Genomic DNA, 26668 nt, shown 5'->3' on the forward strand with positions numbered 1-26668 from the left:
CGCGAAGCGTTCTGTCAGTTGACTGAGTTGTCGACTGATTAGACGCCTTCGCGAGCAAGCCCGCTCCCACATTTATTTTGTACGTGCTGGAAATTGGCGAATCTGTCATGGGGTTCTAAGACTAAGGTCGTCTGGAACCTGCCCCGCAGCCGCATAGAGTGGATACCGTTCCAACTAAATCTGTGCTGCGAGGATAAAAACAATGAACGACAGCATTTACCTCTCGATTCAAAACAGCCCGCGCTTCAAGGAGCTGGTTAGCAAGAGGGAACGATTCGCCTGGATTCTTTCAGCGATCATGCTAGGGCTTTACTCCGGATTCATCCTTTTGATTGCTTACGGGCCGCATGTACTGGGGGCGAAAATCAGCCCTGAATCATCGATAACCTGGGGCATTCCGATCGGTGTCGGTCTGATTCTCTCGGCCTTCATCCTGACCGGTATCTACGTACGACGCGCCAACGGCGAGTTCGACGACCTGAACAATGCGATTCTCAAGGAGGCTCAGCAATGATCCGGCGTCTAATGGCTCTGTTGAGCATCGCAGCGTTCGCACCTGGCGCTTGGGCCGCTGATGCCCTGACCGGCGCTGTGCAGAAACAACCCCTTAACGTGTCGGCGATCTTGATGTTTGTCGCCTTCGTCGGTGCCACCCTGTGCATCACCTACTGGGCTTCCAAGCGTAATAATTCGGCAGCCGACTACTACGCAGCCGGCGGCAAGATCACCGGTTTCCAGAACGGTCTGGCGATTGCCGGTGACTACATGTCGGCTGCGTCCTTCCTGGGTATTTCCGCGCTGGTGTTCACCTCCGGCTACGACGGCCTGATCTACTCGATCGGCTTCCTGGTGGGCTGGCCGATCATTCTGTTCCTGATCGCTGAGCGCCTGCGTAACCTGGGTAAATACACCTTTGCCGACGTGGCGTCCTATCGCCTTGGGCAAACCCAGATCCGCTCGCTGTCCGCCTGCGGTTCGCTGGTGGTGGTGGCGTTCTACCTGATTGCGCAAATGGTCGGTGCCGGCAAGCTGATCCAGTTGCTGTTCGGTCTCGATTACCACGTTGCGGTGATCCTGGTCGGTATCCTGATGTGCATGTACGTGTTGTTCGGCGGCATGCTGGCGACCACCTGGGTGCAGATCATCAAGGCTGTGCTGCTGTTGTCCGGCGCCTCCTTCATGGCACTGATGGTGATGAAGCACGTCAATTTCGACTTCAACATGCTGTTCTCCGAGGCGATCAAGGTTCACCCGAAAGCTGAAGCGATCATGAGCCCGGGCGGCCTGGTGAAAGATCCGGTCTCGGCGTTCTCCCTCGGTCTGGCGCTGATGTTCGGTACCGCTGGCCTGCCACACATCCTGATGCGCTTCTTCACCGTGAGTGACGCAAAAGAAGCCCGCAAGAGCGTGCTGTACGCAACCGGCTTCATTGGTTACTTCTACATCCTGACCTTCATCATCGGCTTCGGCGCGATCCTGCTGGTCAGCACCAACCCGGCCTTCAAAGATGCGGCTGGCGCCTTGCTGGGCGGTAACAACATGGCGGCGGTGCACCTGGCCAACGCGGTGGGCGGCAGTATCTTCCTGGGCTTCATCTCGGCGGTGGCGTTCGCGACCATTCTGGCAGTGGTTGCCGGTCTGACCCTGGCCGGTGCTTCGGCGGTGTCCCACGACCTGTACGCCAGCGTGATCAAGAAGGGCAAGGCCAACGAGAAGGACGAGATTCGCGTCTCGAAAATCACCACCATCGCCTTGGCGGTGCTGGCAATTGGTCTGGGTATCCTGTTCGAGAGCCAGAACATTGCGTTCATGGTGGGCCTGGCGTTCTCCATCGCGGCGAGCTGCAACTTCCCGGTCCTGCTGCTTTCCATGTATTGGAAAAAGCTGACCACACGCGGTGCGATGATCGGTGGCTGGATGGGCCTGATCAGTGCTGTGGGCCTGATGGTGCTTGGCCCGACCATCTGGGTGCAGATCCTGCATCACGAGAAGGCCATCTTCCCGTATGAGTACCCGGCGCTGTTCTCGATGATGATTGCCTTTGTCGGGATCTGGTTCTTCTCGGTTACCGATAAGTCGACGGCTGCTGATAACGAGCGCGCGTTGTTCTTCCCGCAGTTTGTTCGTTCGCAGACTGGCCTGGGTGCAAGTGGTGCTGTTTCGCACTAAGCGTTTGGGTTTGACTGTTTAAGTTGTGTTGAATGGAAATGCCCTGGTCGAGAGATCGGGGCATTTTTTTATTGGGCGGTAATCGACCTGAATTTCGTGGGTGTGCCGATTTACTGTAGGAACTAGCCAGCTCGCGAAGGCGGCCTGACAGCCGACCTGTCTTTTGTTGACTGTGTACATATCCATTCCTGCGGTAACGACGACTTATGGTTCCGCTCTTACAGCCAGCCCTTTCAAGGTCTTCGTTTAAACTCCCCCCAAAACTCCAGTCAGGGTGACGAAAACGATGTGGGCAGAAGTTCTAGCGCGGTTTGAAAAAAAGACACCGGCCAGTGTCATGACTAAATTGATACTGGAGCAGGCTGTTCCTGCCGAATGGGTTGATCAGGTGTTTGAAGAACACCGTCAACGCCAATACCCGCGTGAGCTTTTGTTTTCGACCATCGTTGAGCTGATGTCCCTTGTTTCATTAGGTTTGCGCCCTTCTTTGCATGCCGCTGCCCGGCAAATGGAGGGGCTACCGGTTACCTTGGCGGCGCTCTATGACAAGGTCAGCCGCACAGAGCCCGCGTTGCTGCGGGCGTTGGTTACAGGAAGCGCCGAGCGCTTGGCTCCGACGATAAAAGAGTTGGGCTGTTCAGCCATTTTGCCCGGCTGGCAGCTGCGCATCGTTGACGGCAATCACCTGCCATCTACCGAAAAACGCTTGGGGGCCTTGCGGCGTGAACGAGGTGCGGCGCGACCAGGGTTTTCAGTAGTGGTCTACGACCCGGACCGGGATCAGATTGTCGACTTGCAGCCATGCGAGGATGCCTACGCGAGTGAGCGCGTCAGCGTGCTGCCGTTGTTGGCCTGCGCCACTAAGGGCCAGCTGTGGATGGCTGATCGGTTGTACTGCACGCTGCCCGTCATGCAAGCCTGCGAGGAAGCGGGCGCTTCTTTCATTATTCGCCAGCAAAGCAAGCATCCACGGTTGATTGAGGAAGGCGGCTGGCAAGAATCTGTGGCCATCGAATCCGGAACGGTGCGCGAGCAAATCATCGAACTCAAAGGTGGTCACCGCTGGCGCCGAGTTGAACTGAACCTACAGGCACCTACTGACTCAGGCGACACTGTGATGTGGTTCTGGAGCAACTTGCCAGACACCGTCAGCGCCGGGCAGATCGCCGAGTTATACCGTCGTCGCTGGAGTATCGAAGGGATGTTCCAGCGCCTGGAATCGGTGCTGGACAGTGAAATCGAAAGCCTTGGCGCTCCGCGGGCGGCGTTGCTGGGTTTTGCTTCAGCGATCTTGGCCTACAACGTCCTGGCAGTGCTCAAACGCAGCGTGGAGCAGGCTCATCGCGAGACATTGCCCGAAGGCTGGGAAGCTTCGATCTTCCATCTGGCCGTGCAAGTACGCAGCGGTTATGAGGGCATGCAGATCGCGTTGCCCTCGGACTATCTATCACTCCAAACGACCTCGGAAACGCTGGCGGAGCGTCTGTTGGCGCTGGCCAGGAACATCAAGCCCAAACAGGTCGCCAAAAGCATACGTGGTCCCAAAATCGCCAAACCCAAGGAGTGGCTGGACGGCAAAGCTGCGCATGCTCATGTGTCGACTGACCGGGTGCTCAAAGCCCATAAAGCGAAAACACCTTGAAAGGGCTGGCCCTTACGGCGAGTCCCTTTGGCAAACGCCCCAAAGGAACCAAAGGTCTCGCCCCTTGCGTCCGGCCCCTCGCTAAGGCTCGGCGTTCCTTCGCTCCGGTATTCATCCGGGGGCATTGCCCTCCGGTCGGCTTCGCTTCGACCTACATGCAATGAGTTCGACTGCGTCGAACGGCGCTGCGCGCCCATCCCCGGATGAACACCGGAACGAGGCCTCCCGAGGGGGCGGGTGAGTCAAGATCAAGAGCTGCAGGCGAGCTAACGCTCGGCCTGATGAGTGGTGAGAAGCGTGGGTGTGCGCCGATCTGCGTTTGCTCTTCTATGGGAGCGAGCTTGCTCGCGAATGCGGCCTGACAGCCGACCAATTTCTCTCAGATGTCCCCGGCCCAACTGTGGGAGCTGGCTTGCCTGCGATGGCGATCTGTCAGCCAACATCAATATTGGATGTACCGGCCTCTTCGCGGGCAAGCCCGCTCCCACAGGTTTGATGTCGTATAAAAAAATTGTGTTCGACGCAAATACTGTGGGAGCGAACCTGCTCGTGAAGTTGGTCTGCCGGCTAACCGAAACTTTGCAGAGCATCACGTCAGCAAACAGGCCGGCCGGTAGGCCGCCTCGGGCGCTGTTGCGGTACACGCCCCCCCGAGAGGCCGAGAGGAGGTTCTGCGCAGTGGGCAACCCGGCATGGATGCCGGGTTAGCCGCCCCCGGCCATGGATGGCCGATGGCGGCGGGCCCACGGAGCAGGACCGGAACGAGGGCATGCCGAGCCACAGCGAGGCACCGAACGAAAGGGGCAAGAGCGTTTGGTTACTTTGCGCTTTTCAAAGTAACCCGCTGTAAGAGCGGAACCATAAGCCGCCGTTACCTAAACAACGAATATGCCCGCGATCAAAAAACGAGGCACAAACAAAAACGGCCCCTATATAAATAGAGGCCGTCTCCGGTACATCTCAACACGCTACAGCAAGAAAAATCTTACTTGCGGTCTTCCAGCTTGGTGATATCACGCGACTCGTAGCCGGTGTACAACTGGCGCGGACGGCCGATCTTGTACGGGCTGGAGAGCATTTCCTTCCAGTGGGAGATCCAGCCGACGGTCCGCGCCAGGGCGAAGATCACGGTGAACATGCTGGTTGGAATGCCGATCGCCTTGAGGATGATCCCCGAGTAGAAGTCGACGTTCGGGTACAGCGAGCGCTCGATGAAGTACGGGTCGGTCAGGGCGATCTCTTCCAGGCGCATGGCCAGTTCGAGTTGCGGATCGTTCTGGATGCCCAGTTCCTTCAACACTTCGTCGCAGGTCTGCTTCATTACCGTGGCGCGCGGGTCGCGGTTTTTGTAAACGCGGTGACCGAAGCCCATCAGTTTGAACGGATCGTTCTTGTCCTTGGCCTTGGCGATGAACTTGTCGATGTTCGAAACATCGCCGATTTCATCGAGCATGGTCAGTACGGCTTCGTTGGCACCGCCGTGGGCAGGGCCCCACAGTGCAGCGATACCGGCGGCGATACAGGCGAACGGGTTGGCGCCCGAAGAGCCGGCCAGGCGTACGGTGGAGGTCGAAGCGTTCTGCTCGTGGTCGGCGTGGAGGATGAAGATCCGGTCCATGGCCTTGGCGAGCACCGGGCTGATCGGTTTGATCTCGCACGGGGTGTTGAACATCATGTGCAGGAAGTTTTCCGCGTACGACAGGTCGTTGCGCGGGTACATCATGGGTTGGCCCATGGAGTACTTGTAAACCATCGCTGCCAGGGTCGGCATCTTGGCAACCAGGCGGATCGCGGAGATTTCGCGATGCTGCGGGTTATTGATGTCCAGGGAGTCGTGGTAGAACGCCGAGAGGGCGCCGACTACGCCGCACATGACGGCCATCGGGTGGGCGTCGCGACGGAAGCCGTTGAAGAAGGTCTTCAGCTGCTCGTGAACCATGGTGTGGTTCTTCACGGTGCTGACGAACTGGGCCTTCTGTTCTGCGGTCGGCAGTTCGCCGTTGAGCAGCAGATAGCAGGTTTCCAGATAGTCCGACTTTTCAGCCAGCTGTTCGATCGGGTAGCCGCGGTGCAGCAGAATGCCGTTGTCGCCGTCGATATAGGTGATCTTCGACTCGCACGAAGCGGTCGACATGAAGCCTGGGTCAAAGGTGAAACGGCCCGTGGCCGTCAGGCCCCGAACATCGATAACATCGGGACCAACGGTGCCGGTTAAAATGGGCAGCTCGACGGGGGCTGCGCCCTCGATGATCAACTGCGCTTTTTTGTCAGCCATGTGGCCTCCTATTTATGCTTGAAATCATCAGACAGACCCCCCACGCAGGGCCCGCACCACTATAGTGAGATAAATTCGAATGTCAATTTGCCTAAAGTCTTGCTCCAGAAGGCTTTAACCGGACTTTTTTCTCGAAATTGGCTGCCATTTACGCCTTTTATGTCAGTTGCGCAATCAGCTGTTTGGGTTAGGTGTTTGCGTTGTCATTAGTAGCCTAACTGTCTATACTCGGCCACCGACCGCCAAGGGCTTTTGGGCTTGCTTTCATTGGGGGTCGCATCCCTGGGTGGTGGTTACCTGACCAGTGCACTCCCCAACAACTTTGCCCTGATTGTTAGGGGCTCTTCAGTGTGAAAAAAAAGCCGTGAAAAGCCAACGACCTGTAAACCTAGACCTAAGGACCATCAAACTCCCAGTCACTGCTTACACGTCCATCCTTCACCGAATTTCCGGTGTCATCCTCTTCGTGTGCCTTGCCATCATGCTTTACGCATTGGACAAGTCGCTGAGTTCCGAGGAAGGCTTCGGTCAGGTGAAAGCGTGTCTGACCAGTCCGCTAGCCAAGCTAGTGACATGGGGCATCCTGTCCGCTCTGCTTTATCACCTGGTAGCCGGTGTGCGCCATTTGATCATGGACATGGGCATCGGTGAGACGCTGGAAGGCGGCAAGCTGGGCTCGAAAATCGTTATCGCCGTTTCCGTGGTGGTAATCGTTCTGGCAGGAGTTTGGATATGGTAACTAACGTCACGAACCTGTCGCGTTCGGGCCTCTATGACTGGATGGCGCAACGTGTGTCTGCGGTCGTTCTCGCGGCTTACTTCATCTTCCTGATCGGATACATCGTGGCCAACCCTGGCCTCGGGTACGCCCAGTGGCATGAACTGTTCGCCCACAACGGAATGCGTATCTTCAGCCTCCTGGCCCTCGTTGCCCTCGGCGCTCACGCCTGGGTCGGCATGTGGACCATCGCGACCGACTACCTGACGCCAATGGCGTTCGGCAAGTCCGCGACCGCTATACGTTTCCTTTTCCAGGCGGTATGCGGCGTTGCGATGTTCGCTTACTTCGTCTGGGGCGTGCAGATTCTCTGGGGTATCTGAGTCATGGCTAACATTCCAACGATTTCTTTCGACGCCATCATTATTGGTGGTGGCGGTGCCGGCATGCGCGCAGCGCTGCAACTGGCACAGGGCGGTCACAAGACTGCCGTGATCACCAAGGTTTTCCCGACCCGTTCGCACACTGTATCCGCCCAGGGCGGCATCACCTGCGCGATCGCGTCCGCTGACCCGAACGATGACTGGCGCTGGCACATGTACGATACCGTCAAGGGTTCCGACTACATCGGTGACCAGGACGCTATCGAATACATGTGTCAGGAAGGCCCGGCTGCCGTTTACGAGCTGGACCACATGGGTATGCCATTCTCGCGTACCGAGCAAGGTCGTATCTACCAGCGTCCATTCGGCGGTCAGTCCAAGGACTACGGTAAAGGCGGCCAGGCTGCGCGTACTTGCGCTGCGTCCGACCGTACCGGTCACGCTCTGCTGCACACCCTTTATCAGGGCAACCTGAAAGCCGGTACCGTGTTCCTGAACGAGTACTACGCTGTCGATCTGGTGAAGAACGGCGAAGGCGAGTTCGTCGGCGTGATCGCCATCTGCATCGAAACCGGCGAAACCACCTACATCCGTGCCAAGGCCACCGTACTGGCTACCGGCGGTGCAGGTCGTATCTACGCTTCGACTACCAACGCCCTGATCAACACCGGTGACGGCGTTGGCATGGCGCTGCGTGCCGGCGTGCCGGTACAAGACATCGAAATGTGGCAGTTCCACCCGACCGGTATCGCCGGCGCTGGTGTACTGGTTACCGAAGGTTGCCGTGGTGAAGGTGGATACCTGATCAACAAGCACGGCGAGCGTTTCATGGAGCGTTATGCTCCGAACGCGAAAGACCTTGCCGGTCGTGACGTTGTTGCCCGTTCGATGGTTAAAGAGATCATCGCTGGCAACGGTTGCGGTCCGAACGGCGACCACGTGATGCTCAAACTCGACCACCTGGGCGAGGAAGTGCTGCACAGTCGTCTGCCAGGCATCTGCGAATTGTCGAAGACTTTCGCGCACGTTGACCCGGTTGTTGCTCCGGTTCCCGTTGTTCCAACCTGCCACTACATGATGGGCGGTGTTCCGACCAACATTCACGGTCAGGCAATCACCCAGAACGGCGAAGGCGTCGACGAAATCATCCCTGGCCTGTTTGCAGTGGGTGAAGTGGCTTGCGTATCGGTTCACGGTGCCAACCGTCTGGGCGGCAACTCGCTGCTCGACCTGGTGGTATTCGGCCGCGCTGCCGGCCTGCACCTGGAAAAAGCACTGACCGACGGCATCGAATACGACGACGCTACCGAAGCCGATATCGAAGCTGCCCTGTCGCGCCTGAACGCTCTGAACAACCGTACCGAAGGCGAAGACGTAGCTACCCTGCGTCGCGAGCTGCAGAACTGCATGCAGAACTACTTCGGTGTATTCCGTACCGGCGAATACATGCAGAAGGGTATTGCCCAGCTGGCTGACCTGCGCAAGCGCATCGCCAACGTGAAGATCAACGATAAGTCGCAGGCGTTCAACACTGCACGTATCGAAGCTCTGGAACTGCAGAACCTGCTGGAAGTGGCCGAAGCCACCGCCATCGCTGCAGAAGTACGTAAAGAGTCCCGTGGTGCTCACGCCCGTGAAGACTTCGAAGATCGTGACGACGAAAACTGGCTGTGCCACACCCTGTACTTCCCGGGTGACAAGCGCGTGACCAAGCGTGCCGTGAACTTCTCGCCGAAGACTGTTCCGACTTTTGAACCTAAGATTCGGACTTATTAAGGGTGGCCGCCATGTTGCAAGTCAGCGTTTATCGTTACAACCCTGATCAGGACGCCGCGCCGTTCATGCAGGAATTCCAGGTTGATACCGGTGGTAAAGACCTGATGGTGCTGGACGTGCTGGCCCTGATCAAAGAGCAGGACGAGGGTTTCTCCTATCGTCGCTCTTGCCGTGAAGGTGTTTGCGGTTCCGACGGCATGAACATCAACGGCAAAAACGGCCTGGCGTGCGTCACGCCGCTGTCTGCTGTCGTAAAAGGTAACAAGTTGATCGTTCGTCCTCTGCCAGGTTTGCCGGTTATCCGTGACCTGGTCGTCGATATGAGCATCTTCTACAAGCAATACGAAAAGGTTAAGCCATACCTGCAGAACGACACGCCGGCTCCGGCCATCGAGCGTCTGCAGTCCCCTGAAGAGCGTGAAAAGCTGGACGGTCTGTACGAGTGCATCCTGTGCGCTTGCTGCTCGACTTCCTGCCCGTCCTTCTGGTGGAACCCGGACAAGTTCCTGGGTCCAGCTGCCCTGCTGCAAGCGTACCGCTTCCTGGCAGACAGCCGTGATACCAAGACGTCCGAGCGTCTGGCTTCGCTGGATGACCCGTTCAGCGTATTCCGCTGCCGCGGAATCATGAACTGCGTCAACGTATGTCCGAAAGGCCTGAACCCGACTAAGGCCATCGGTCACATCCGTAACATGTTGCTCTCAAGCGGCGTGTGATTCAGCTGCTGTACCCGTTGTACCCGTTGTACCCGTAGATGCTGCGGCGCAGGCTTCAACCGGCGCCGTAGTTTTAACCTGAGCAGCAGCCTAAAAGGCTGCGGCTCTTATTTTGAAGAAATGAGACAAGCAGGGGCATCCGGGCTGGTACCCGGACTATCAGTGTGATCCTAGTGGCTTGTTTTGGTCGCTGCATTCGGACTTCTGCAAGTTTGCTCGGTGTCGACACCGATGGTGTTCCCCTAACCGAGGGTGACCAAGCATGCAAGAAAGCGTGATGCAGCGCATGTGGAACAGTGCCTACCTATCCGGTAGTAACGCTGCCTATGTGGAAGAGCTTTACGAGCTCTACCTGCACGACCCTAACGCTGTGCCAGAAGAGTGGCGCACCTACTTCCAGAAGTTGCCTGCTGACGGCAACACTGCCACCGATGTTTCGCACTCCACAATTCGCGATCATTTCGTCTTGCTGGCAAAGAACCAGCGCCGCGCCCAACCGGTTTCCGCCGGCAGCGTGAGCAGTGAGCACGAGAAGAAGCAAGTTGAAGTGCTGCGATTGATCCAGGCCTACCGTATGCGTGGCCACCAGGCAGCCCAGCTTGACCCGCTGGGACTGTGGCAGCGTCCTGCACCTGCAGACCTGTCGATCAATCATTACGGCTTGACCAATGCCGATCTTGATACGACCTTCCGTGCCGGCGACCTGTTCATCGGCAAAGAGGAAGCGAGCCTACGCGAAATTCACGAAGCGTTGCAGCAGACATATTGCCGCACCATCGGCGCTGAGTTCACGCACATCACCGATTCCGAGCAGCGCCAGTGGTTCCAGCAGCGTCTGGAAAGCGTGCGCGGTCGTCCGACGTACTCCGCCGACATCAAGAGCCACCTGCTCGAGCGCGTGACCGCCGGCGAAGGTCTGGAAAAATACCTGGGCACCAAATACCCGGGTACCAAGCGTTTCGGTCTGGAAGGCGGCGAAAGCCTGATTCCGATGCTCGACGAGCTGATCCAGCGTTCCGGTTCCTACGGCACCAAGGAAATCGTCATCGGCATGGCCCACCGTGGCCGTCTGAACGTGCTGGTCAACACCTTCGGCAAGAACCCGCGCGAGCTGTTCGACGAGTTCGAAGGCAAGAAGAAGGTCGAGCTGGGTTCCGGTGACGTGAAATACCACCAGGGCTTCTCGTCCAACGTGATGACCAGCGGCGGTGAAGTTCACCTGGCCATGGCGTTCAACCCGTCCCACCTGGAAATCGTTTCCCCGGTGGTCGAGGGTTCGGTTCGCGCCCGTCAGGACCGTCGTAACGATCCGACCGGTGAGAAGGTTCTGCCGATCTCCATCCACGGTGACGCTGCGTTCGCAGGTCAGGGCGTGGTCATGGAAACCTTCCAGATGTCGCAGACCCGCGGTTTCAAGACCGGCGGTACCGTGCACATCGTGATCAACAACCAGGTCGGTTTCACCATCAGCAACCCGCTGGACTCGCGCTCCACCGAGTACGCGACCGACGTTGCGAAAATGATCCAGGCGCCGATCCTCCATGTGAATGGTGATGATCCGGAAGCCGTATTGTTCGTGACCCAGCTGGCCATCGACTACCGCATGCAGTTCAAGCGTGACGTGGTGATCGACCTGGTCTGCTACCGTCGTCGCGGCCACAACGAGGCCGACGAGCCAAGCGGCACCCAGCCGATCATGTATCAGCAGATCACCAAGCAGCGCACCACCCGTGAGCTGTATGCCGATCGTCTGACCCAGGGCGGTGTGCTCGACGCAGAGCGTGTTCAGGCGAAAGTCGACGAATACCGCAACGCGCTGGACAACGGTCTGCACGTGGTGAAAAGCCTGGTTAAAGAGCCGAACAAAGAGTTGTTCGTGGACTGGCGTCCGTATCTGGGCCACGCCTGGACCGCGCGTCACGACACTCGCTTCGACCTCAAGACCTTGCAGGAACTGTCCGCCAAGCTACTGGAAATCCCGGAAGGCTTCGTGGTTCAGCGCCAGGTTGCCAAGATCTACGAAGACCGCCAGAAGATGCAAGCCGGCGGCCTGCCGATCAACTGGGGTTACGCCGAAACCATGGCGTACGCGACCCTGGCGTTCGAAGGTCACCCGATTCGCATGACTGGCCAGGACATCGGCCGCGGTACGTTCTCGCACCGCCATGCTGTCCTGCACAACCAGAAGGACGCGGGCACCTACATCCCGCTGCAGAACCTGTACGACGGTCAGCCACGCTTCGACCTGTACGACTCGTTCCTGTCCGAAGAGGCCGTACTGGCGTTCGAATACGGCTACTCGACCACCACGCCGGATGCGCTGGTGATCTGGGAAGCCCAGTTCGGCGACTTCGCCAACGGTGCCCAGGTGGTTATCGACCAGTTCATCACCAGTGGCGAGCACAAGTGGGGCCGTCTGTGCGGTCTGACCATGCTGCTGCCGCACGGTTATGAAGGTCAGGGGCCGGAGCACTCCTCGGCTCGTCTGGAGCGTTACCTGCAACTGTGCGCCGAGCACAACATTCAGGTCGCGGTACCGACTACGCCGGCACAGATCTACCACTTGCTGCGTCGTCAGGTAATTCGCCCTCTGCGCAAGCCGTTGATCGTTCTGACTCCGAAGTCGCTGCTGCGCCACAAGCTGGCCATCTCGACGCTGGAAGATCTGGCCGAAGGTTCGTTCCAGACCGTCATCCCGGAAATCGATGCCCAAGACCCGAAAAAGGTCGAGCGCGTTGTTCTGTGTAGCGGCAAGGTCTACTACGACCTGCTGGAAAAACGCCGTGCCGAAGGTCGTGACGACATCGCTGTCGTGCGTATCGAGCAGCTGTACCCATTCCCTGAGGACGACTTGAAAGAAGTCCTGGCGCCTTACACCAACGTCAAAGCTGCCGTTTGGTGCCAGGAAGAGCCGATGAACCAGGGTGCGTGGTACTGCAGCCAACACCACATGCGTCGCAGCATCAGCAACCTCGACAAGTCTCTCGTACTCGAGTACGCGGGCCGTGAGGCTTCTGCTGCACCAGCATGCGGTTACGCATCGATGCACGCCGAACAGCAGGAAAAACTGCTGCAAGACGCCTTTACTGTTTAACGCCTTCGCGCACCTGAAACCGAATTTAAGGAACCACAGACAATGGCTATCGAGATCAAAGCCCCCACTTTCCCGGAATCGGTTGCCGATGGCACCGTTGCCACCTGGCATAAACAACCGGGCGACGCGGTCAAGCGCGACGAACTGATCGTCGACATCGAAACCGACAAAGTCGTGCTCGAAGTGCTGGCTACCGCTGACGGCGTGCTGGGCGCTATCGTCAAGAACGAAGGCGAAACCGTTCTGTCCGACGAAGTCCTGGGCTCCATCGTAGAAGGCGGCGCTGCTGCCGCTGCTCCAGCTGCTGCTCCGGCCGCTGCTGCCGCTGCTCCAGCTGCCGGCGCTGACGAAGACGCTATCGCAGCTCCAGCTGCTCGCAAGCTGGCCGAAGAAAACGGCATCAACCTGGCTTCCGTCAAAGGCACCGGCAAAGATGGTCGTGTAACCAAGGAAGACGTGGTTGCCGCTGTCGAAGCCAAGAAATCTGCTCCTGCTGCCGCACCTGCCAAGGCTGCTGCTCCGGCTGCCGCTGCTCCTGTGTTTGCCGCTGGCGACCGCATCGAGAAGCGCGTACCGATGACCCGCGTACGTGCCACCGTGGCCAAGCGTCTGGTTGAAGCTCAATCGAACATGGCGATGCTGACCACTTTCAACGAAGTCGACATGACCGAAGTCATGGCGCTGCGTTCGAAGTACAAGGATCTGTTCGAGAAGTCCCATAACGGCGTGCGCCTGGGCTTCATGTCGTTCTTCGTGAAAGCAGCCACCGAAGCGCTGAAGCGCTTCCCGGCTGTCAACGCCTCGATCGACGGCGGCGACATCGTTTACCACGGCTACGCTGACGTCGGCGTTGCAGTTTCCAGCGATCGCGGCCTGGTTGTACCGGTTCTGCGTAACGCCGAACTGATGAGCCTGGCTGAAATCGAAGGCGGCATCGCCACCTTCGGCAAGAAAGCCCGCGACGGCAAACTGTCGATGGACGAAATGACCGGTGGTACTTTCACCATCACCAACGGTGGTACTTTCGGTTCGATGATGTCGACTCCGATCGTCAACCCGCCACAAGCCGCCATCCTGGGCATGCACAACATCATCCAGCGTCCGATGGCCATCAACGGTCAGGTCGTTATCCGTCCGATGATGTACCTGGCACTGTCCTACGATCACCGTCTGATCGATGGCAAAGAAGCTGTGACCTTCCTGGTGACCATCAAGAACCTGCTGGAAGATCCGGCTCGTCTGTTGCTGGATATCTGATAGAAGCAGCCATGAGCTGCAAGCCCGTGCTGTCGGAAAACCCGCAGCCTGGCTTGCCGCTCGCGGCTTGAAGCTTTTCGCTAAAGAGGATTTTTTGAATGTCGCAGAAATTTGACGTAGTAGTGATCGGCGCGGGCCCTGGCGGTTACGTGGCTGCCATCAAGGCCGCTCAGCTGGGCCTCAGCACTGCCTGCATCGAGAAGTACACCGACAAGGAAGGCAAACTGGCTCTGGGCGGTACTTGCCTGAACGTCGGCTGCATTCCATCCAAGGCCCTGCTGGACAGCTCGTGGAAATTCCACGAAGCCCAGGACGGTTTCGCGATCCACGGTATCAATCACGCTGGCGTGACCATGGACGTGCCAGCGATGGTCGGCCGCAAGGCCAACATCGTCAAAGGCCTGACCTCCGGCGTTGCAACCCTGTTCAAGGCCAACGGTGTGACCTCGATCCAGGGTCACGGCAAGCTGCTGGCCGGCAAGAAAGTCGAAGTCACCAAGCCTGATGGCTCGGTAGAAATCATCGAAGCCGAAAACGTCATCCTGGCTCCAGGTTCGCGTCCGATCGACATTCCGCCGGCTCCGGTTGACCAGAATGTGATCGTCGACTCCACCGGCGCCCTGGAATTCCAATCCGTACCCAAGCGTCTGGGCGTGATCGGCGCTGGTGTGATCGGTCTGGAGCTGGGTTCGGTCTGGTCGCGTCTGGGTGCAGAAGTGACTGTCCTGGAAGCCCTGGACACCTTCCTGATGGCAGCCGACGCCGCTGTTTCCAAGGAAGCGCTGAAAACCCTGACCAAACAGGGCCTGGACATCAAGCTGGGCGCTCGCGTAACCGGTTCCAAAGTGAACGGCGACGAAGTCGTGGTGAACTACACCGATGCCAAGGGCGAACAGAACATCACTTTCGACAAGCTGATCGTAGCCGTTGGTCGCCGTCCGGTGACCACTGATCTGCTGGCTGCCGACTGCGGCGTGACCCTGGACGAGCGCGGTTTCGTGCACGTTGACGATCACTGCGCCACCACCGTACCAGGCGTTTACGCCATCGGCGACGTGGTTCGCGGCATGATGCTGGCGCACAAGGCCTCGGAAGAGGGCATCATGGTTGTCGAGCGCATCAAGGGCCACAAGGCCCAGATGAACTATGATCTGATCCCTTCGGTTATTTATACTCACCCGGAAATCGCGTGGGTCGGTAAAACCGAGCAGGCCTTGAAAGCTGAAGGCGTTGAAGTTAACGTCGGCACCTTCCCGTTCGCAGCCTCTGGCCGTGCCATGGCTGCCAACGACACCGGTGGTTTCGTCAAGGTCATCGCAGATGCCAAGACAGACCGCGTACTGGGCGTCCACGTGATTGGCCCAAGCGCTGCAGAACTGGTTCAGCAGGGCGCGATCGGTATGGAATTCGGCACCAGCGCTGAAGACCTGGGCATGATGGTTTTCTCCCATCCGACCCTGTCTGAAGCCTTGCACGAAGCTGCTTTGGCAGTGAATGGCGGCGCCATCCACATCGCCAACCGCAAGAAGCGTTAAGACAATAAGAAACCACGGCGGAATGGCCCGTCGTGAGCCTTGCATGCAAGACTCACCGCGGAATATCCGCTGGACGCAGTCTTGCATAGCTGCACCGGGTATCCGGAAAAGCTATGCAAGCAGCAGTCACAGGTGGTGCGGCACTTGAATGAGTGCAGCACCGAATGCGCAGTACCTAACGAAGACGGTAATAAGCATGAATCTTCACGAGTATCAGGGTAAGCAGCTGTTCGCTGAATACGGCCTGCCAGTTTCCACCGGTTACGCGGTAGACACCCCGGAAGCAGCAGCAGAAGCTTGCGACAAAATCGGCGGCAGCGAGTGGGTTGTCAAAGCCCAGGTCCACGCCGGTGGTCGCGGTAAAGCGGGCGGCGTAAAGCTGGTTCGCAGCAAAGAAGACGCCAAAGCCTTCGCACAGCAGTGGCTGGGCAAGCGTCTGGTGACTTACCAGACTGACGCCAATGGTCAGCCAGTCACCAAGATCCTGGTTGAATCGTGCACTGATATCGCTAAAGAGCTGTACCTGGGCGCTGTCGTTGACCGTTCGAGCCGTCGTATCGTGTTCATGGCTTCCACCGAAGGTGGCGTGGACATCGAGAAAATCGCTCACGACACTCCAGAAAAAATTCTGAAGGCCACTATCGATCCACTGGTTGGCGCTCAGCCATTCCAGGGTCGCGAGCTGGCATTCCAGTTGGGTCTGGAAGGCAAGCAAGTTGCCCAGTTCGCCAAGATCTTCGTAGGTCTGGCCAAACTGTTCAAGGATCACGACCTGGCCCTGCTGGAAGTGAACCCGCTGGTGATCAAGGCTGACGGCGATCTGCACTGCCTGGACGCCAAGATCAACATCGACGCCAACGCCATGTACCGTCAGCCTAAGCTGAAGACTTTCCACGATCCGTCGCAAGACGATCCGCGCGAAGCGCACGCTGCCAAGTTCGAACTGAACTACGTAGCACTGGAAGGCAACATCGGTTGCATGGTCAACGGTGCTGGCCTGGCCATGGGTACCATGGACATCGTCAACCTGCATGGCGGCAAGCCAGCCAACTTCCTCGACGTTGGCGGTGGTGCTACCAAGGAACGCGTTACTGAAGCGTTCAAGATCATCCTGTCCGACACTAACGTCGCTGCAGTACTGGTCAACATCTTCGGCGGCATCGTTCGTTGCGACATGATTGCCGAAGGCATCATCGGCGCTGTGAAAGAAGTCGGCGTGAAAATCCCGGTTGTTGTTCGCCTTGAAGGCAACAACGCTGAGCTGGGCGCTAAAGTACTGGCAGAAAGCGGTTTGAACATCATCGCTGCTACCAGCCTGACCGACGCTGCTCAACAAGTTGTCAAAGCTGCGGAGGGCAAATAATGAGCGTCCTGATCAATAAAGACACCAAAGTTATCTGCCAGGGTATTACCGGTTCGCAAGGTAGTTTCCACACCCAGCAAGCCATCGAGTACGGCACCAAGATGGTTGGTGGTGTAACTCCAGGCAAAGGCGGCACCGAGCACCTGGGCCTGCCAGTGTTCAACACCGTGAAAGATGCCGTAGCTGCCACTGGCGCCACCGCCAGCGTGATCTACGTTCCAGCTCCTTTCTGCAAGGACTCGATCCTGGAAGCTGCCTTCGGCGGCATCAAGCTGATCGTGTGCATCACCGAAGGCATTCCTACCCTGGACATGCTGGACGCTAAAGTTAAGTGCGACGAGCTGGGCGTAGTCCTGATCGGCCCTAACTGCCCAGGCGTGATCACCCCAGGCGAATGCAAGATCGGCATCATGCCAGGTCACATTCACTTGCCAGGCAAGGTCGGTATCGTTTCCCGTTCCGGCACCCTGACCTACGAAGCTGTGAAGCAGACTACTGACGCCGGTTTCGGTCAGTCGACTTGCGTCGGCATCGGTGGTGACCCGATCCCGGGTTCGAACTTCATCGACATCCTGAAGCTGTTCCAGGAAGACCCGAAGACCGAAGCGATCGTGATGATCGGTGAGATCGGCGGTTCGGCTGAAGAAGAAGCGGCTGCCTACATCAAGGCACACGTGACCAAGCCGGTTGTTTCCTACATCGCTGGTGTGACTGCTCCTCCGGGCAAGCGCATGGGCCATGCTGGCGCAATCATCTCTGGCGGCAAAGGCACTGCAGACGAGAAGTTTGCTGCCCTGGAAGACGCAGGCGTTAAAACCGTGCGTTCGCTGGCAGACATCGGCAAGGCTTTGTCCGAGTTGACCGGTTGGGCTGTCAAGTAAGCCTCGCGCTTGGCTGACGCTTCACCAAGCAAAGGCCACCTTCGGGTGGCCTTTGTCGTTTCCGGCATTTGGAAAGTGATCGCTTTTGTGGCGAGGGGGCTTGCCCCCGTTCGGCTGCGCAGCAGTCGTCAATCAGGCTAACGCGGTGCACCTGACATTAGTCGAATGCAGGGTTTTACGGGTCGCTTCGCAACCCAACGGGGGCAAGCCCCCTCGCCACAGAGGTCCGCGTAAATAAATTAGGTATGTAAACGCGACACAAAAATGTCGTGCATCGGAATGTTCGCCCTCTAACAGTGCGTTTCTGATCCAAATTCGTTAGGCTACTCGCCATTTTTGCGTCTGCGGCCCACAAGGCGGCAACGCGCTAAAAGGGTCGGTCTTATACGGACTGACAGCATTTCCCTCACCCATAGGGAAATCCCTCTCTAAATTCCGATTCAGTAGTGTGGTATTTCCTTAATGAAAGTGTTGAAAGGCCAGGACATCCTGGCACTTGGTTTTATGACGTTTGCCCTGTTCGTCGGGGCCGGCAACATCATCTTCCCGCCTATCGTCGGTTTGCAGTCCGGGCCTAATGTCTGGATGGCGGCGCTGGGCTTTCTGGTCACGGCGGTCGGTCTGCCGGTGATCACCGTTGTGGCGCTGGCCAAGGTCGGCGGTGCCATGGATGCCTTGAGCAGCCCGATCGGTAAAGTCGCCGGTGGCCTGCTGGCAGCGGCTTGCTACCTCGCTGTCGGCCCGCTGTTCGCGACGCCACGTACCGCGACGGTATCCTTCGAAGTGGGCCTGGCACCCCTGACCGGCGAGAGCCCGCTGGCGCTGTTCCTGTACAGCTCGGTGTACTTCCTGCTGGTGTTCTTCATCTCGCTGTATCCGGGCCGTTTGCTGGATACCGTAGGGCGCTTCCTCGCGCCGCTGAAGATCATCGCCCTGGCCGCGCTGGGTATTGCAGCATTCGCCTTGCCGGCCGGTGACATTGGCCAGGCAACCCCTGAATACGTGGCGGCGCCGTTTTCCCAAGGTTTCATCAATGGTTACCTGACCATGGATACCCTGGGCGCCCTGGTGTTCGGCATCGTCATCGTCAACGCCATCCGCTCCCGCGGCGTCGAGTCGCCGGCACTGATCACCCGTTATGCGATCATCGCCGGCCTGATTGCCGGTGTCGGCCTGGCGCTGGTGTATGTCAGCCTGTTCCGTCTCGGTTCGGGCAGCCATGAAGTGGCCGCTGGCGCTACCAATGGCGCGGCGGTATTGCACGCTTATGTGCAGCACACCTTCGGTTCGCTGGGCAGTGGTTTTCTTGCGGTGCTGATCTCCCTGGCGTGCCTGGTGACCGCGGTCGGCCTGACCTGCGCCTGCGCCGAGTATTTCAGCCGTGTGGTGCCGCTGTCCTACAAGACACTGGTGATCATCCTCGCTGCGTTCTCGCTGCTGGTGTCCAACCTGGGCCTGACCAAGCTGATTGCGTTCTCGATCCCGGTGCTGACCGCGATCTACCCGCCGTGCATCGTTCTGGTGGCGTTGAGCTTCTGCAAGGACTTCTGGCATGAGCAGGGTCGTATCCTCGGCCCGGTCATGCTGGTGTCGTTCATCTTCGGTCTGATCGACGCCCTCAAGGGTGCAGGCCTGGCGGACTGGATGCCGACGCAAATGGCCCACCTGCCGCTGAGCGAGCAGGGCCTGGCCTGGCTGGTGCCATCGGTGATGACACTGGTAGTCGCGGTGGTTTGCGATCGCCTGCTGGGCAAGCGCGCCGAAGCCTTGGCTTAAGTCGCTTTACGGCCCGCCACAAGCGGGTCTTGAGCCGAAACAGAAATGCCTCGTATCAATCGATACGGGGCATTTTTTTTGTGAGGGATGCGGTGTCTTTTCCGTTGAGCTAACGTCGAAGCACTGCAACACCCTTTGTGGGAGTGAGCTCCCACAGGGTGTGTGTAATCCGCATTTACATCACAAGGACCTGCATGTCGTTCATCCAAGCCAACCTGATCCACATTCTTGCCGCCGTCTGGTTCGTTATCTGCTGGGGCGGGTACACCCGCTATGCCACATGGAAAGGCCGCGACACCGCGTGCCTGGCCAGTGTGCTGCACCTGTATCGTGAAGACTGGATGCGTCGCATGCTGCTGCGCGACAACCGCATCGCCGATGCCAGCGTGATCGGCAATCTGGAGCGCAATGCTTCGTTCTTCGCCTCGAGTACATTGATTATCCTGGCCGGTATTCTCACGGTGTTGGGGGCTTCGGAGCGGGCGGTATCCTTGCTGGCGGATATCCCGATGGTGCAACAAGCGTCCCAGGGCATGTCGGAAATCAAGTTGCTGTGCCTGGCGCTGGTGTTTGTCTATGCGTTCTTCACGTTCAGCTGGTGCATGCGCCAATACAACTTTGCAGCCGTATTAGTGGGTTCGGCGCCGATGGTCGGCGAGCGTCATGTGTCGGAGCAGGAGCGCAAGGCGTTCGCTTTACGCGCCGCCCGCGTCATCTCCATGGCCGCCAACCAGTTCAACTTCGGGCTGCGCTCCTACTACTTCGGCATGACCATGCTGGCCTGGTTTGTCAGCCCATGGTTGTTCATGTTGATGAGTGCCGGCGTCGTGTTCGTGTTGTACCACCGCGAGTTTCATTCCGACGTACTCGACGTGATGGTCTATACCCCTACAGAGGCGCCGTTGCCGGAAGTAATCAAAGAGGCAGCTTGATGAGTATTCCATTCTGGTGCGTGTTGATCAGTGCGGTGTTGATTTACCTGGCGCGAATGCCCGTGACCACTGCCATGAAAGAGCAGGGCGGTTACGACAACCACCTGCCGCGCCAACAGCAGATGCAACTCACAGGCCTGGGTGCCCGGGCACTGGCGGCGCATCAGAACAGTTTCGAAGCGTTCATATTGTTCGCGGTGGGTGTGTTGATGGCGCATACCACGCAGACGGCGGGCTGGCTGATCGACTGCCTGGCGATCATCTTCGTGATCACGCGGGTTATTTACCTGGTGTGTTACTGGAAGGACCTGACCTGGCAACGCAGTCTGGTTTGGCTGGTGGGATTTATCTGTTCGCTCTTGTTGATGATTAGTCCGACTTTTCGAACGATTTTGCTCTAACCACTTTTTTCAAGGCAAAAGAAAACCCGCACTTGGCGGGTTTTCTTTTGCCTCGCTAAAAACCGTATTAGTTCTTAGGTGCTTCCGGAGCGGCTGGAGTGGCCGGAGCGGCCGGAGCGGCCTCTTTTGCCGCTTCTGCGTTCGATTCAGCCTGATCTTTGGCGGCTTCGGCGTTTTCTTTCGCCGCGTCGTTCACTTTATCCTGAGCTTTGCTCATGTCTTGCTGAGCTTGCTCAGCATGTTTGGTAGCATCTTGAGCTTTGTCCTCGGATTTTTTATCGCAGGCAGCGAGACCGAGGGAAGCGGTCAACATCAAGGCAATAGCTAAAGTCTTACGCATGGGGTGTTTCTCCTGATGAAAAGCATCTACTGGCATTAAGAGCCCACGCATCAGGGTTAAGTTCCTTAAGTCTTTCAGATATATAAGTTTGTTCTAATGCGGAACTTTTACCCAGACCGCCACCGCACTGTACAGACATAAACAAGGGCTTTTATCAAATGGCTGAAAACCCCGTTTTTGAGCGTGCGAAGCGCTTTCTGTCGGCGCTGCGACATTGTCAGGTACTTGGACTAAGCGTTCACAGCGCCAGCAACGAAGGGCTGACGATTGTGCTGCCGTACAGCCCGCAGATCGTTGGTAATCCCGAAACGGGCGTGATTCATGGCGGGGCGCTGACCTCACTGATGGACACCGCCTGCGGCATGGCCACCCTCTGCGTGCTCCCGGAATTCGAAGTCTGCCCGACCCTCGACCTGCGCATCGACTATATGCACGCCGCTGAGCCGCATAAGGATGTCTACGGCTTTGCCCAGTGCTATCGGGTCACCACCGACGTGATTTTTGCCCGTGGCTTCGCCTATCAGGATGACCCCGGACAACCCATTGCCCATGTGATGGGCACTTTCATGCGCATGGGCAAGAACATCAAAGGCACCAAGGGTTTTGGTGGCGCCGTCGCCGGAGGTGCGCAATGAGCGAGTCGCTGAAGGATCAATTGCAAAAGGCCCACGAACAGGGCGATTACGCCTCGCTACTGGAATTGATTCCCTATGCCCGGCTGATCGGCGTCGAGTGTTCGCGGGTGGGAGATGAGCTGCTGTTCAAGCTGCCAGCGAACAAGGACAACATCGGTAACCCTTTGTTGCCGGCGATTCATGGCGGTGTGATCGCCGGTTTCATGGAATTGGCCGCGGCGCTGCACCTGTTGGTGTTCACCGGGTCGCCCGGGGTGCCGAAGATCATCGACTTCTCCCTGGATTACCTGCGAGCCGGGCAGTTTCGCGATACCTGGGCCCGATGCCAGGTCTGGCGCCAGGGTCGCCGGGTCGCCAATGTGGCGATTACCGCCTGGCAAAGCACCGAAGCCGAACCCATTGCCACGGCCCGTGCACATTTCAAACTCGAAGAGCCCTTGAAATCCTGAACTCAGCCCCAAACTCTGATGACAACCCGCCGTCGACCCTCATGGTCGCGGCTTATGCCATCTGATTGGAGTTTGATGACCATGAGTGTGGAAACTCAAAAGGAAACCCTGGGCTTCCAGACCGAGGTGAAGCAGCTGCTGCATCTCATGATCCATTCGCTGTATTCCAACAAGGAAATTTTCCTTCGCGAATTGATCTCGAACGCCTCTGACGCTGTCGACAAATTACGTTTCGAAGCCCTGGCCAAGCCAGAGCTGCTGGAAGGTGGCGCCGAACTGAAAATCCGCGTGAGCTTCGACAAGGACGCTAAAACCGTCACCCTCGAAGACAACGGTATCGGCATGAGCCGCGAAGACGCGATCACCCACCTGGGTACCATCGCCAAGTCCGGCACCGCCGATTTCATGAAGCACCTGAGCGGCGACCAGAAGAAAGATTCGCACCTGATCGGCCAGTTCGGTGTCGGTTTCTACTCCGCATTCATCGTCGCTGACAAAGTCGATGTGTACAGCCGCCGTGCCGGCAGCGCTGCCAGCGAAGGCGTGCACTGGTCGTCCAAGGGCGAAGGTGACTTCGAAGTGGCGACCATCGACAAGGCCGAACGCGGTACTCGCATCGTCCTGCACCTGAAATCCGGTGAAGACGAGTTCGCCGATGGCTGGCGCCTGCGCAACATCATCAAGAAGTACTCCGACCACATCGCCTTGCCGATCGAGCTGCCGAAAGAAGTGGCCGCTACCGAAGGCGAAGAGCCGCCGGCCGTTGAATGGGAAACCGTCAACCGCGCCAGCGCCCTGTGGACCCGTCCGCGTACCGAAGTCAAGGACGAGGAATACCAGGAGTTCTACAAGCACATCGCTCACGATTTCGAAAACCCGCTGAGCTGGAGCCACAACAAGGTCGAAGGCAAGCTCGAATACAGCTCGCTGCTGTACGTGCCGGCCCGTGCACCGTTCGACCTGTACCAGCGTGAAGCGCCGAAAGGCCTGAAGCTGTACGTACAGCGCGTGTTCGTCATGGATCAGGCCGAGTCCTTCCTGCCGCTGTACCTGCGCTTCATCAAGGGCGTGGTCGACTCCAACGACCTGTCGCTGAACGTGTCGCGGGAAATCCTGCAGAAAGACCCGATCATCGACTCGATGAAGTCGGCGCTGACCAAGCGCGTTCTGGACATGCTGGAAAAACTGGCGAAGAACGAGCCTGAGCAATACAAGGGCTTCTGGAAAAACTTCGGCCAGGTCATGAAAGAAGGCCCGGCAGAAGATTTCGCCAACAAGGAAAAAATCGCCGGCCTGCTGCGTTTCGCATCGACCCACGGCGACGACGGCGAACAGGTTGTTGCCCTGGCCGAGTACCTGGCACGCGCCAAGGAAGGTCAGGACAAGATCTACTACCTGACCGGCGAAACCTACGCACAGGTCAAGAACAGCCCGCACCTGGAAGTCTTCCGCAAGAAAGGCATCGAAGTGTTGCTGCTGACTGACCGTATCGACGAGTGGCTGATGAGCTACCTCAGCGACTTCGACGGCAAGAGCTTTGTCGACGTGGCGCGCGGTGATCTCGACCTGGGCAACCTGGACTCGGAAGAGGACAAGAAAGCTGCGGAAGAAGTCGCCAAGGCCAAAGAAGGTCTGGTTGAACGTCTGAAGGCAGCCCTGGGCGAATCCGTTGCAGAAGTCCGGGTGTCCCATCGCCTGACCGATTCGCCGGCGATCCTGGCCATCGGCGAGCAGGACCTGGGCTTGCAGATGCGCCAGATCCTGGAAGCCAGCGGTCAGAAGGTTCCGGATTCGAAGCCGATCTTCGAATTCAACCCGGCTCACCCGCTGATCGAGAAGCTCGACAACGAGCAGAGCGACGAGCGCTTCGGCGACCTGTCGCACATCCTCTTCGATCAGGCGGCCCTGGCGGCCGGTGACAGCTTGAAAGACCCGGCGGCCTATGTGCGCCGACTGAACAAGCTGCTGGTCGAACTATCGGCTTAACCGTGTTGCAGAAAACCCGCTTCGGCGGGTTTTTTCATTCTGGTGTTCAACAATCAGGAGTCAGAAATGAGCCAAATCACTGTACGTTCCGTTGCCTATCAGATTGATGGCCAGGCTTACGAAAGCCGTCTGGCGTTCGATGCCGACCATAAAGGCCCACGCCCGGGTTTATTGATGGCGCCGAACTGGATGGGCGTCAGCGCCGGTGCCGAGGAGATCGCCAGGTCGGTGGCCGCCAAGGGTTATGTGGTACTGATCGCAGACCTTTACGGTCAATCGGTTCGTCCGACGAACAATGACGAGGCCGGCGCGGCCATGATGCCGTTGAAGAATGACCGCCCATTGCTGCGCAAGCGCATGCAGGCGGCGTTCGAACAGCTGCAAAGCCAGGGTGAAGTGGCTGTCGATACTTCGAAACTGGCCACTTTCGGTTTCTGTTTCGGCGGTTGCTGCGCCCTGGAGTTCGCCCGTACCGGCGCGCCGGTGAAGGCTGCGGTGTCGTTCCACGGCACGCTGGACACACCGAATCCGGCTGATGCGAAAAACATCAAGGGTAAGGTCCTGGTGCTGCACGGTGCTTCCGATCCATTGGTGCCGAAGGAGCAGTTACCGGCGTTCGAAGATGAAATGAACGCGGCCGGTGTGGATTGGCAGTTGCTGAGCTACGGTGGTGCGTTCCACTCGTTCACCGACCCGCACGCCAACGTGCCGGGCATGATGATGTATGACGCCAAGGTGGCTGCCCGGGCCTTCACGTCGATGCATAACTTGCTGGATGAAGTGTTCAAGGGTTGATAGCTGGTTTCAGTTCTGGTTAGTCGGTGCCTCTACCGGCCCCATCGCGAGCAGGCTCGCTCCTACAGTTGACCGTGTTTCAATGTGGGAGCGAGCCTGCTCGCGATGGCGGCATAACTGGCGCTGAAAGTTTCAGGGCAATTCGATCCTCTCGACTTCCCCCGGCACCGTCGGCCAGTCCCCGGCCGCCCAACGCCGGCGCGCTTCATCAATCGCTGCCGGATCGCTTGCGACAAAATTCCAGTTGATCCGCCGTGGCCCGTCCAGCGGTGCGCCGCCAAACAACACGGCGTGACTATCGCTTTCAGCAAACAGTGTCATTTCTTCCCCGGCAGGCAGTACCACCAGCGAGTACGGCTCTATCGGCTCGCCATCGAGTTGCACCTCGCCGCTCAACATATACAGCGCACGTTCTTCATGCTCGGTGGGAATCAGCAATGTCGTCGCCGTTTGCAGGTGCAGTTCCGCGTACAACGTAGGAGAAAGCACCGGCACGGGTGATTCCAGGCAAAAGCCTGCCCCGGCAATCATGCGAATCTTCACCCCCAGGTTTTCGCTGACCGGCAATGTGGACGCCGGATGGTGACTGTAATGCCCCGGGCCTTGTTCTTTATCCTTGGGTGAAGCCAGCCAGATCTGCAAGCCGTGCATCGTGAAGCCGCTTTCTTTCAGGGCCTCGGGCGTGCGTTCGACGTGGGCGATGGCACTGCCGGCCGTCATCCAGCTGACGTCGCCAGTCCCGACCACTTGATCGGAACCGAGGCTGTCCTTGTGCTGGATCTGCCCCTGGAACAGGTAGGTGAGGGTGGACAGGCCAATGTGCGGATGCTGGCGGATGTTCATGCCTTTGCCCGGTGGATAACGGGTTTCCAGCATATGGTCGAAAAACACGAATGGCCCGACGCTGCGGCACTTGGCCGATGGCAGCGGGCGGAGAATCGGCTGGCCCTCGACATCTTCGGTGCGGGGGCGGATCACGAGCGGAGTGTTCATGGTGCGTTCCAGGCTGAGCGGGTAATGCGTTCGAGCATAACCCGCTTGCGCAGCCCTTGCCGCTATTGGCTGAAAGCGCCTTCGGACAAATGTGTTTCGATGCTGACTTCAGAGGTGGTCATCAGCTTGTGGATCGGGCAGCGATCGGCCACGCGGTGCAGTTCATCGCGCTGGGCGTCGGTGAGTACGCCTTTGAGGGTCAGTTTGACGTGCAGCGCGTACTGGCCTTTCTGTTCCAGGCTGTTGTCGCGCTTTACCTCCACACCGACACCGGTCAATGGGATGTTCTTCTTTTTGGCATACAGCTTCAGGGTCAAGGCTTTGCAGGCACCCAGCGCGGCATCGAAATAATCGTGCGGCTCCGGTGCCGAGCCTTCACCACCCGCCGTGACGGGCACGTCGGCGAAGAGTTCGTGGTCATCGATCTGGACGCTATGGCGAAAGCCTTCGGCAGAAACGGTGTTGACAGTAACGGACATGGGGAACCTCGCAAGCAACAGGATATTGATTCGATCAAAAAAAGACCTTGAAGGTATAGAGCATGGTGCCGGA

23 protein-coding genes are annotated in these 26668 nt (G+C 58.2%); 19 read left to right on the plus strand and 4 right to left on the minus strand.

What is annotated here, in order from left to right; genetic code table 11:
- Positions 1-202 precede the first annotated feature (202 nt).
- The 3 genes from AABM52_RS08200 (at position 203) to AABM52_RS08210 (ending at position 3811) form a co-directional block, all read left to right on the plus strand.
- Positions 203-514 (plus strand): DUF485 domain-containing protein, encoded by a 312-nt coding sequence (locus AABM52_RS08200; RefSeq protein WP_056721673.1) that lies wholly within the window; start codon positions 203-205, stop codon positions 512-514.
- Positions 511-2169, plus strand: coding sequence for a cation acetate symporter (locus tag AABM52_RS08205; protein ID WP_347911261.1), 1659 nt, complete (start codon positions 511-513; stop codon positions 2167-2169). Before AABM52_RS08200 ends, AABM52_RS08205 begins: the two co-directional genes overlap by 4 nt.
- A 337-nt stretch (positions 2170-2506) precedes the next feature.
- Positions 2507-3811, plus strand: coding sequence for an IS4 family transposase (locus AABM52_RS08210; protein WP_347911262.1), 1305 nt, complete (start codon positions 2507-2509; stop codon positions 3809-3811).
- 985 nt (positions 3812-4796) lie between these two features.
- Here AABM52_RS08210 and gltA read toward each other — a convergent pair.
- A complete protein-coding gene (gene gltA, locus AABM52_RS08215) occupies positions 4797-6086 on the minus strand; it encodes a citrate synthase (protein WP_007977501.1) in 1290 nt (429 codons plus the stop codon).
- Between the two features lie 364 nt (positions 6087-6450).
- Here gltA and sdhC point away from each other — a divergent pair, with 364 nt between their 5' ends.
- The 12 genes from sdhC to AABM52_RS08275 all read left to right on the plus strand — a co-directional run bounded on the left by sdhC (position 6451) and on the right by AABM52_RS08275 (position 20918).
- Positions 6451-6825 carry a succinate dehydrogenase, cytochrome b556 subunit gene (gene sdhC, locus AABM52_RS08220; protein ID WP_032829628.1) on the plus strand — a complete coding sequence of 125 codons (375 nt, stop codon included), beginning with the start codon at positions 6451-6453 and terminating at the stop codon, positions 6823-6825.
- Positions 6819-7187, plus strand: a complete 369-nt coding sequence (sdhD, locus tag AABM52_RS08225) for a succinate dehydrogenase, hydrophobic membrane anchor protein (protein WP_347911263.1) — start codon at positions 6819-6821, stop codon at positions 7185-7187. Before sdhC ends, sdhD begins: the two co-directional genes overlap by 7 nt.
- Before the next feature lie 3 nt (positions 7188-7190).
- Positions 7191-8963: a succinate dehydrogenase flavoprotein subunit gene (sdhA, locus tag AABM52_RS08230; protein ID WP_347911264.1), complete on the plus strand. Its 1773-nt coding sequence runs from the start codon at positions 7191-7193 to the stop codon at positions 8961-8963.
- Between the two features lie 11 nt (positions 8964-8974).
- Positions 8975-9679: a succinate dehydrogenase iron-sulfur subunit gene (locus AABM52_RS08235; protein WP_008063297.1), complete on the plus strand. Its 705-nt coding sequence runs from the start codon at positions 8975-8977 to the stop codon at positions 9677-9679.
- Positions 9680-9941: 262 nt separating this feature from the next.
- Positions 9942-12773, plus strand: a complete 2832-nt coding sequence (locus AABM52_RS08240) for a 2-oxoglutarate dehydrogenase E1 component (protein WP_347911265.1) — start codon at positions 9942-9944, stop codon at positions 12771-12773.
- 42 nt (positions 12774-12815) lie between these two features.
- Positions 12816-14030 (plus strand): 2-oxoglutarate dehydrogenase complex dihydrolipoyllysine-residue succinyltransferase, encoded by a 1215-nt coding sequence (odhB, locus tag AABM52_RS08245; RefSeq protein ID WP_347911266.1) that lies wholly within the window; start codon positions 12816-12818, stop codon positions 14028-14030.
- A 98-nt stretch (positions 14031-14128) separates the two neighbouring features.
- Positions 14129-15565 (plus strand): dihydrolipoyl dehydrogenase, encoded by a 1437-nt coding sequence (gene lpdA, locus AABM52_RS08250; RefSeq protein ID WP_053156817.1) that lies wholly within the window; start codon positions 14129-14131, stop codon positions 15563-15565.
- Between the two features lie 196 nt (positions 15566-15761).
- Positions 15762-16928, plus strand: a complete 1167-nt coding sequence (gene sucC / locus AABM52_RS08255; protein ID WP_007919879.1) for an ADP-forming succinate--CoA ligase subunit beta — start codon at positions 15762-15764, stop codon at positions 16926-16928.
- Positions 16928-17809 (plus strand): succinate--CoA ligase subunit alpha, encoded by an 882-nt coding sequence (gene sucD / locus AABM52_RS08260; RefSeq protein WP_053156820.1) that lies wholly within the window; start codon positions 16928-16930, stop codon positions 17807-17809. Before sucC ends, sucD begins: the two co-directional genes overlap by 1 nt.
- Before the next feature lie 462 nt (positions 17810-18271).
- Positions 18272-19585: a branched-chain amino acid transport system II carrier protein gene (gene brnQ, locus AABM52_RS08265; RefSeq protein WP_150724530.1), complete on the plus strand. Its 1314-nt coding sequence runs from the start codon at positions 18272-18274 to the stop codon at positions 19583-19585.
- Between the two features lie 194 nt (positions 19586-19779).
- Entirely contained in the window at positions 19780-20517 is a 738-nt protein-coding gene (locus AABM52_RS08270; protein WP_046037647.1) for a DUF599 domain-containing protein, read from the plus strand.
- Positions 20517-20918: an MAPEG family protein gene (locus AABM52_RS08275; protein WP_347911267.1), complete on the plus strand. Its 402-nt coding sequence runs from the start codon at positions 20517-20519 to the stop codon at positions 20916-20918. The genes AABM52_RS08270 and AABM52_RS08275 overlap by 1 nt, the downstream gene beginning before the upstream one ends.
- A 67-nt stretch (positions 20919-20985) precedes the next feature.
- On the opposite strand, the gene AABM52_RS08280 is transcribed toward AABM52_RS08275, so the two are convergent.
- Positions 20986-21258, minus strand: a complete 273-nt coding sequence (locus AABM52_RS08280; protein WP_347911268.1) for a hypothetical protein — start codon at positions 21256-21258, stop codon at positions 20986-20988.
- A gap of 158 nt (positions 21259-21416) precedes the next feature.
- Here AABM52_RS08280 and AABM52_RS08285 point away from each other — a divergent pair, with 158 nt between their 5' ends.
- The 4 genes from AABM52_RS08285 to AABM52_RS08300 all read left to right on the plus strand — a co-directional run bounded on the left by AABM52_RS08285 (position 21417) and on the right by AABM52_RS08300 (position 25123).
- The gene (locus tag AABM52_RS08285) at positions 21417-21893 is read left to right on the plus strand and encodes a PaaI family thioesterase (protein WP_095946359.1); all 477 of its coding nucleotides are present in this window, start codon (positions 21417-21419) and stop codon (positions 21891-21893) included.
- Positions 21890-22342 (plus strand): PaaI family thioesterase, encoded by a 453-nt coding sequence (locus AABM52_RS08290; RefSeq protein WP_347911269.1) that lies wholly within the window; start codon positions 21890-21892, stop codon positions 22340-22342. Before AABM52_RS08285 ends, AABM52_RS08290 begins: the two co-directional genes overlap by 4 nt.
- Positions 22343-22423: 81 nt before the next feature.
- Positions 22424-24328: a molecular chaperone HtpG gene (htpG, locus tag AABM52_RS08295; protein ID WP_347911270.1), complete on the plus strand. Its 1905-nt coding sequence runs from the start codon at positions 22424-22426 to the stop codon at positions 24326-24328.
- 66 nt (positions 24329-24394) lie between these two features.
- Positions 24395-25123, plus strand: coding sequence for a dienelactone hydrolase family protein (locus AABM52_RS08300; RefSeq protein ID WP_347911271.1), 729 nt, complete (start codon positions 24395-24397; stop codon positions 25121-25123).
- A gap of 132 nt (positions 25124-25255) precedes the next feature.
- On the opposite strand, the gene AABM52_RS08305 is transcribed toward AABM52_RS08300, so the two are convergent.
- Complete coding sequence (locus tag AABM52_RS08305) at positions 25256-26116, minus strand: pirin family protein (protein WP_347911272.1); 861 nt, start codon at positions 26114-26116, stop codon at positions 25256-25258.
- A 62-nt stretch (positions 26117-26178) separates the two neighbouring features.
- The gene (locus AABM52_RS08310) at positions 26179-26595 is read right to left on the minus strand and encodes an OsmC family protein (RefSeq protein WP_347911274.1); all 417 of its coding nucleotides are present in this window, start codon (positions 26593-26595) and stop codon (positions 26179-26181) included.
- Between the last annotated feature and the right edge of the window lie 73 nt (positions 26596-26668).

The sequence above is a fragment of the Pseudomonas grandcourensis genome (assembly GCF_039909015.1).
GTDB classification, from domain to species: domain Bacteria; phylum Pseudomonadota; class Gammaproteobacteria; order Pseudomonadales; family Pseudomonadaceae; genus Aquipseudomonas; species Aquipseudomonas grandcourensis.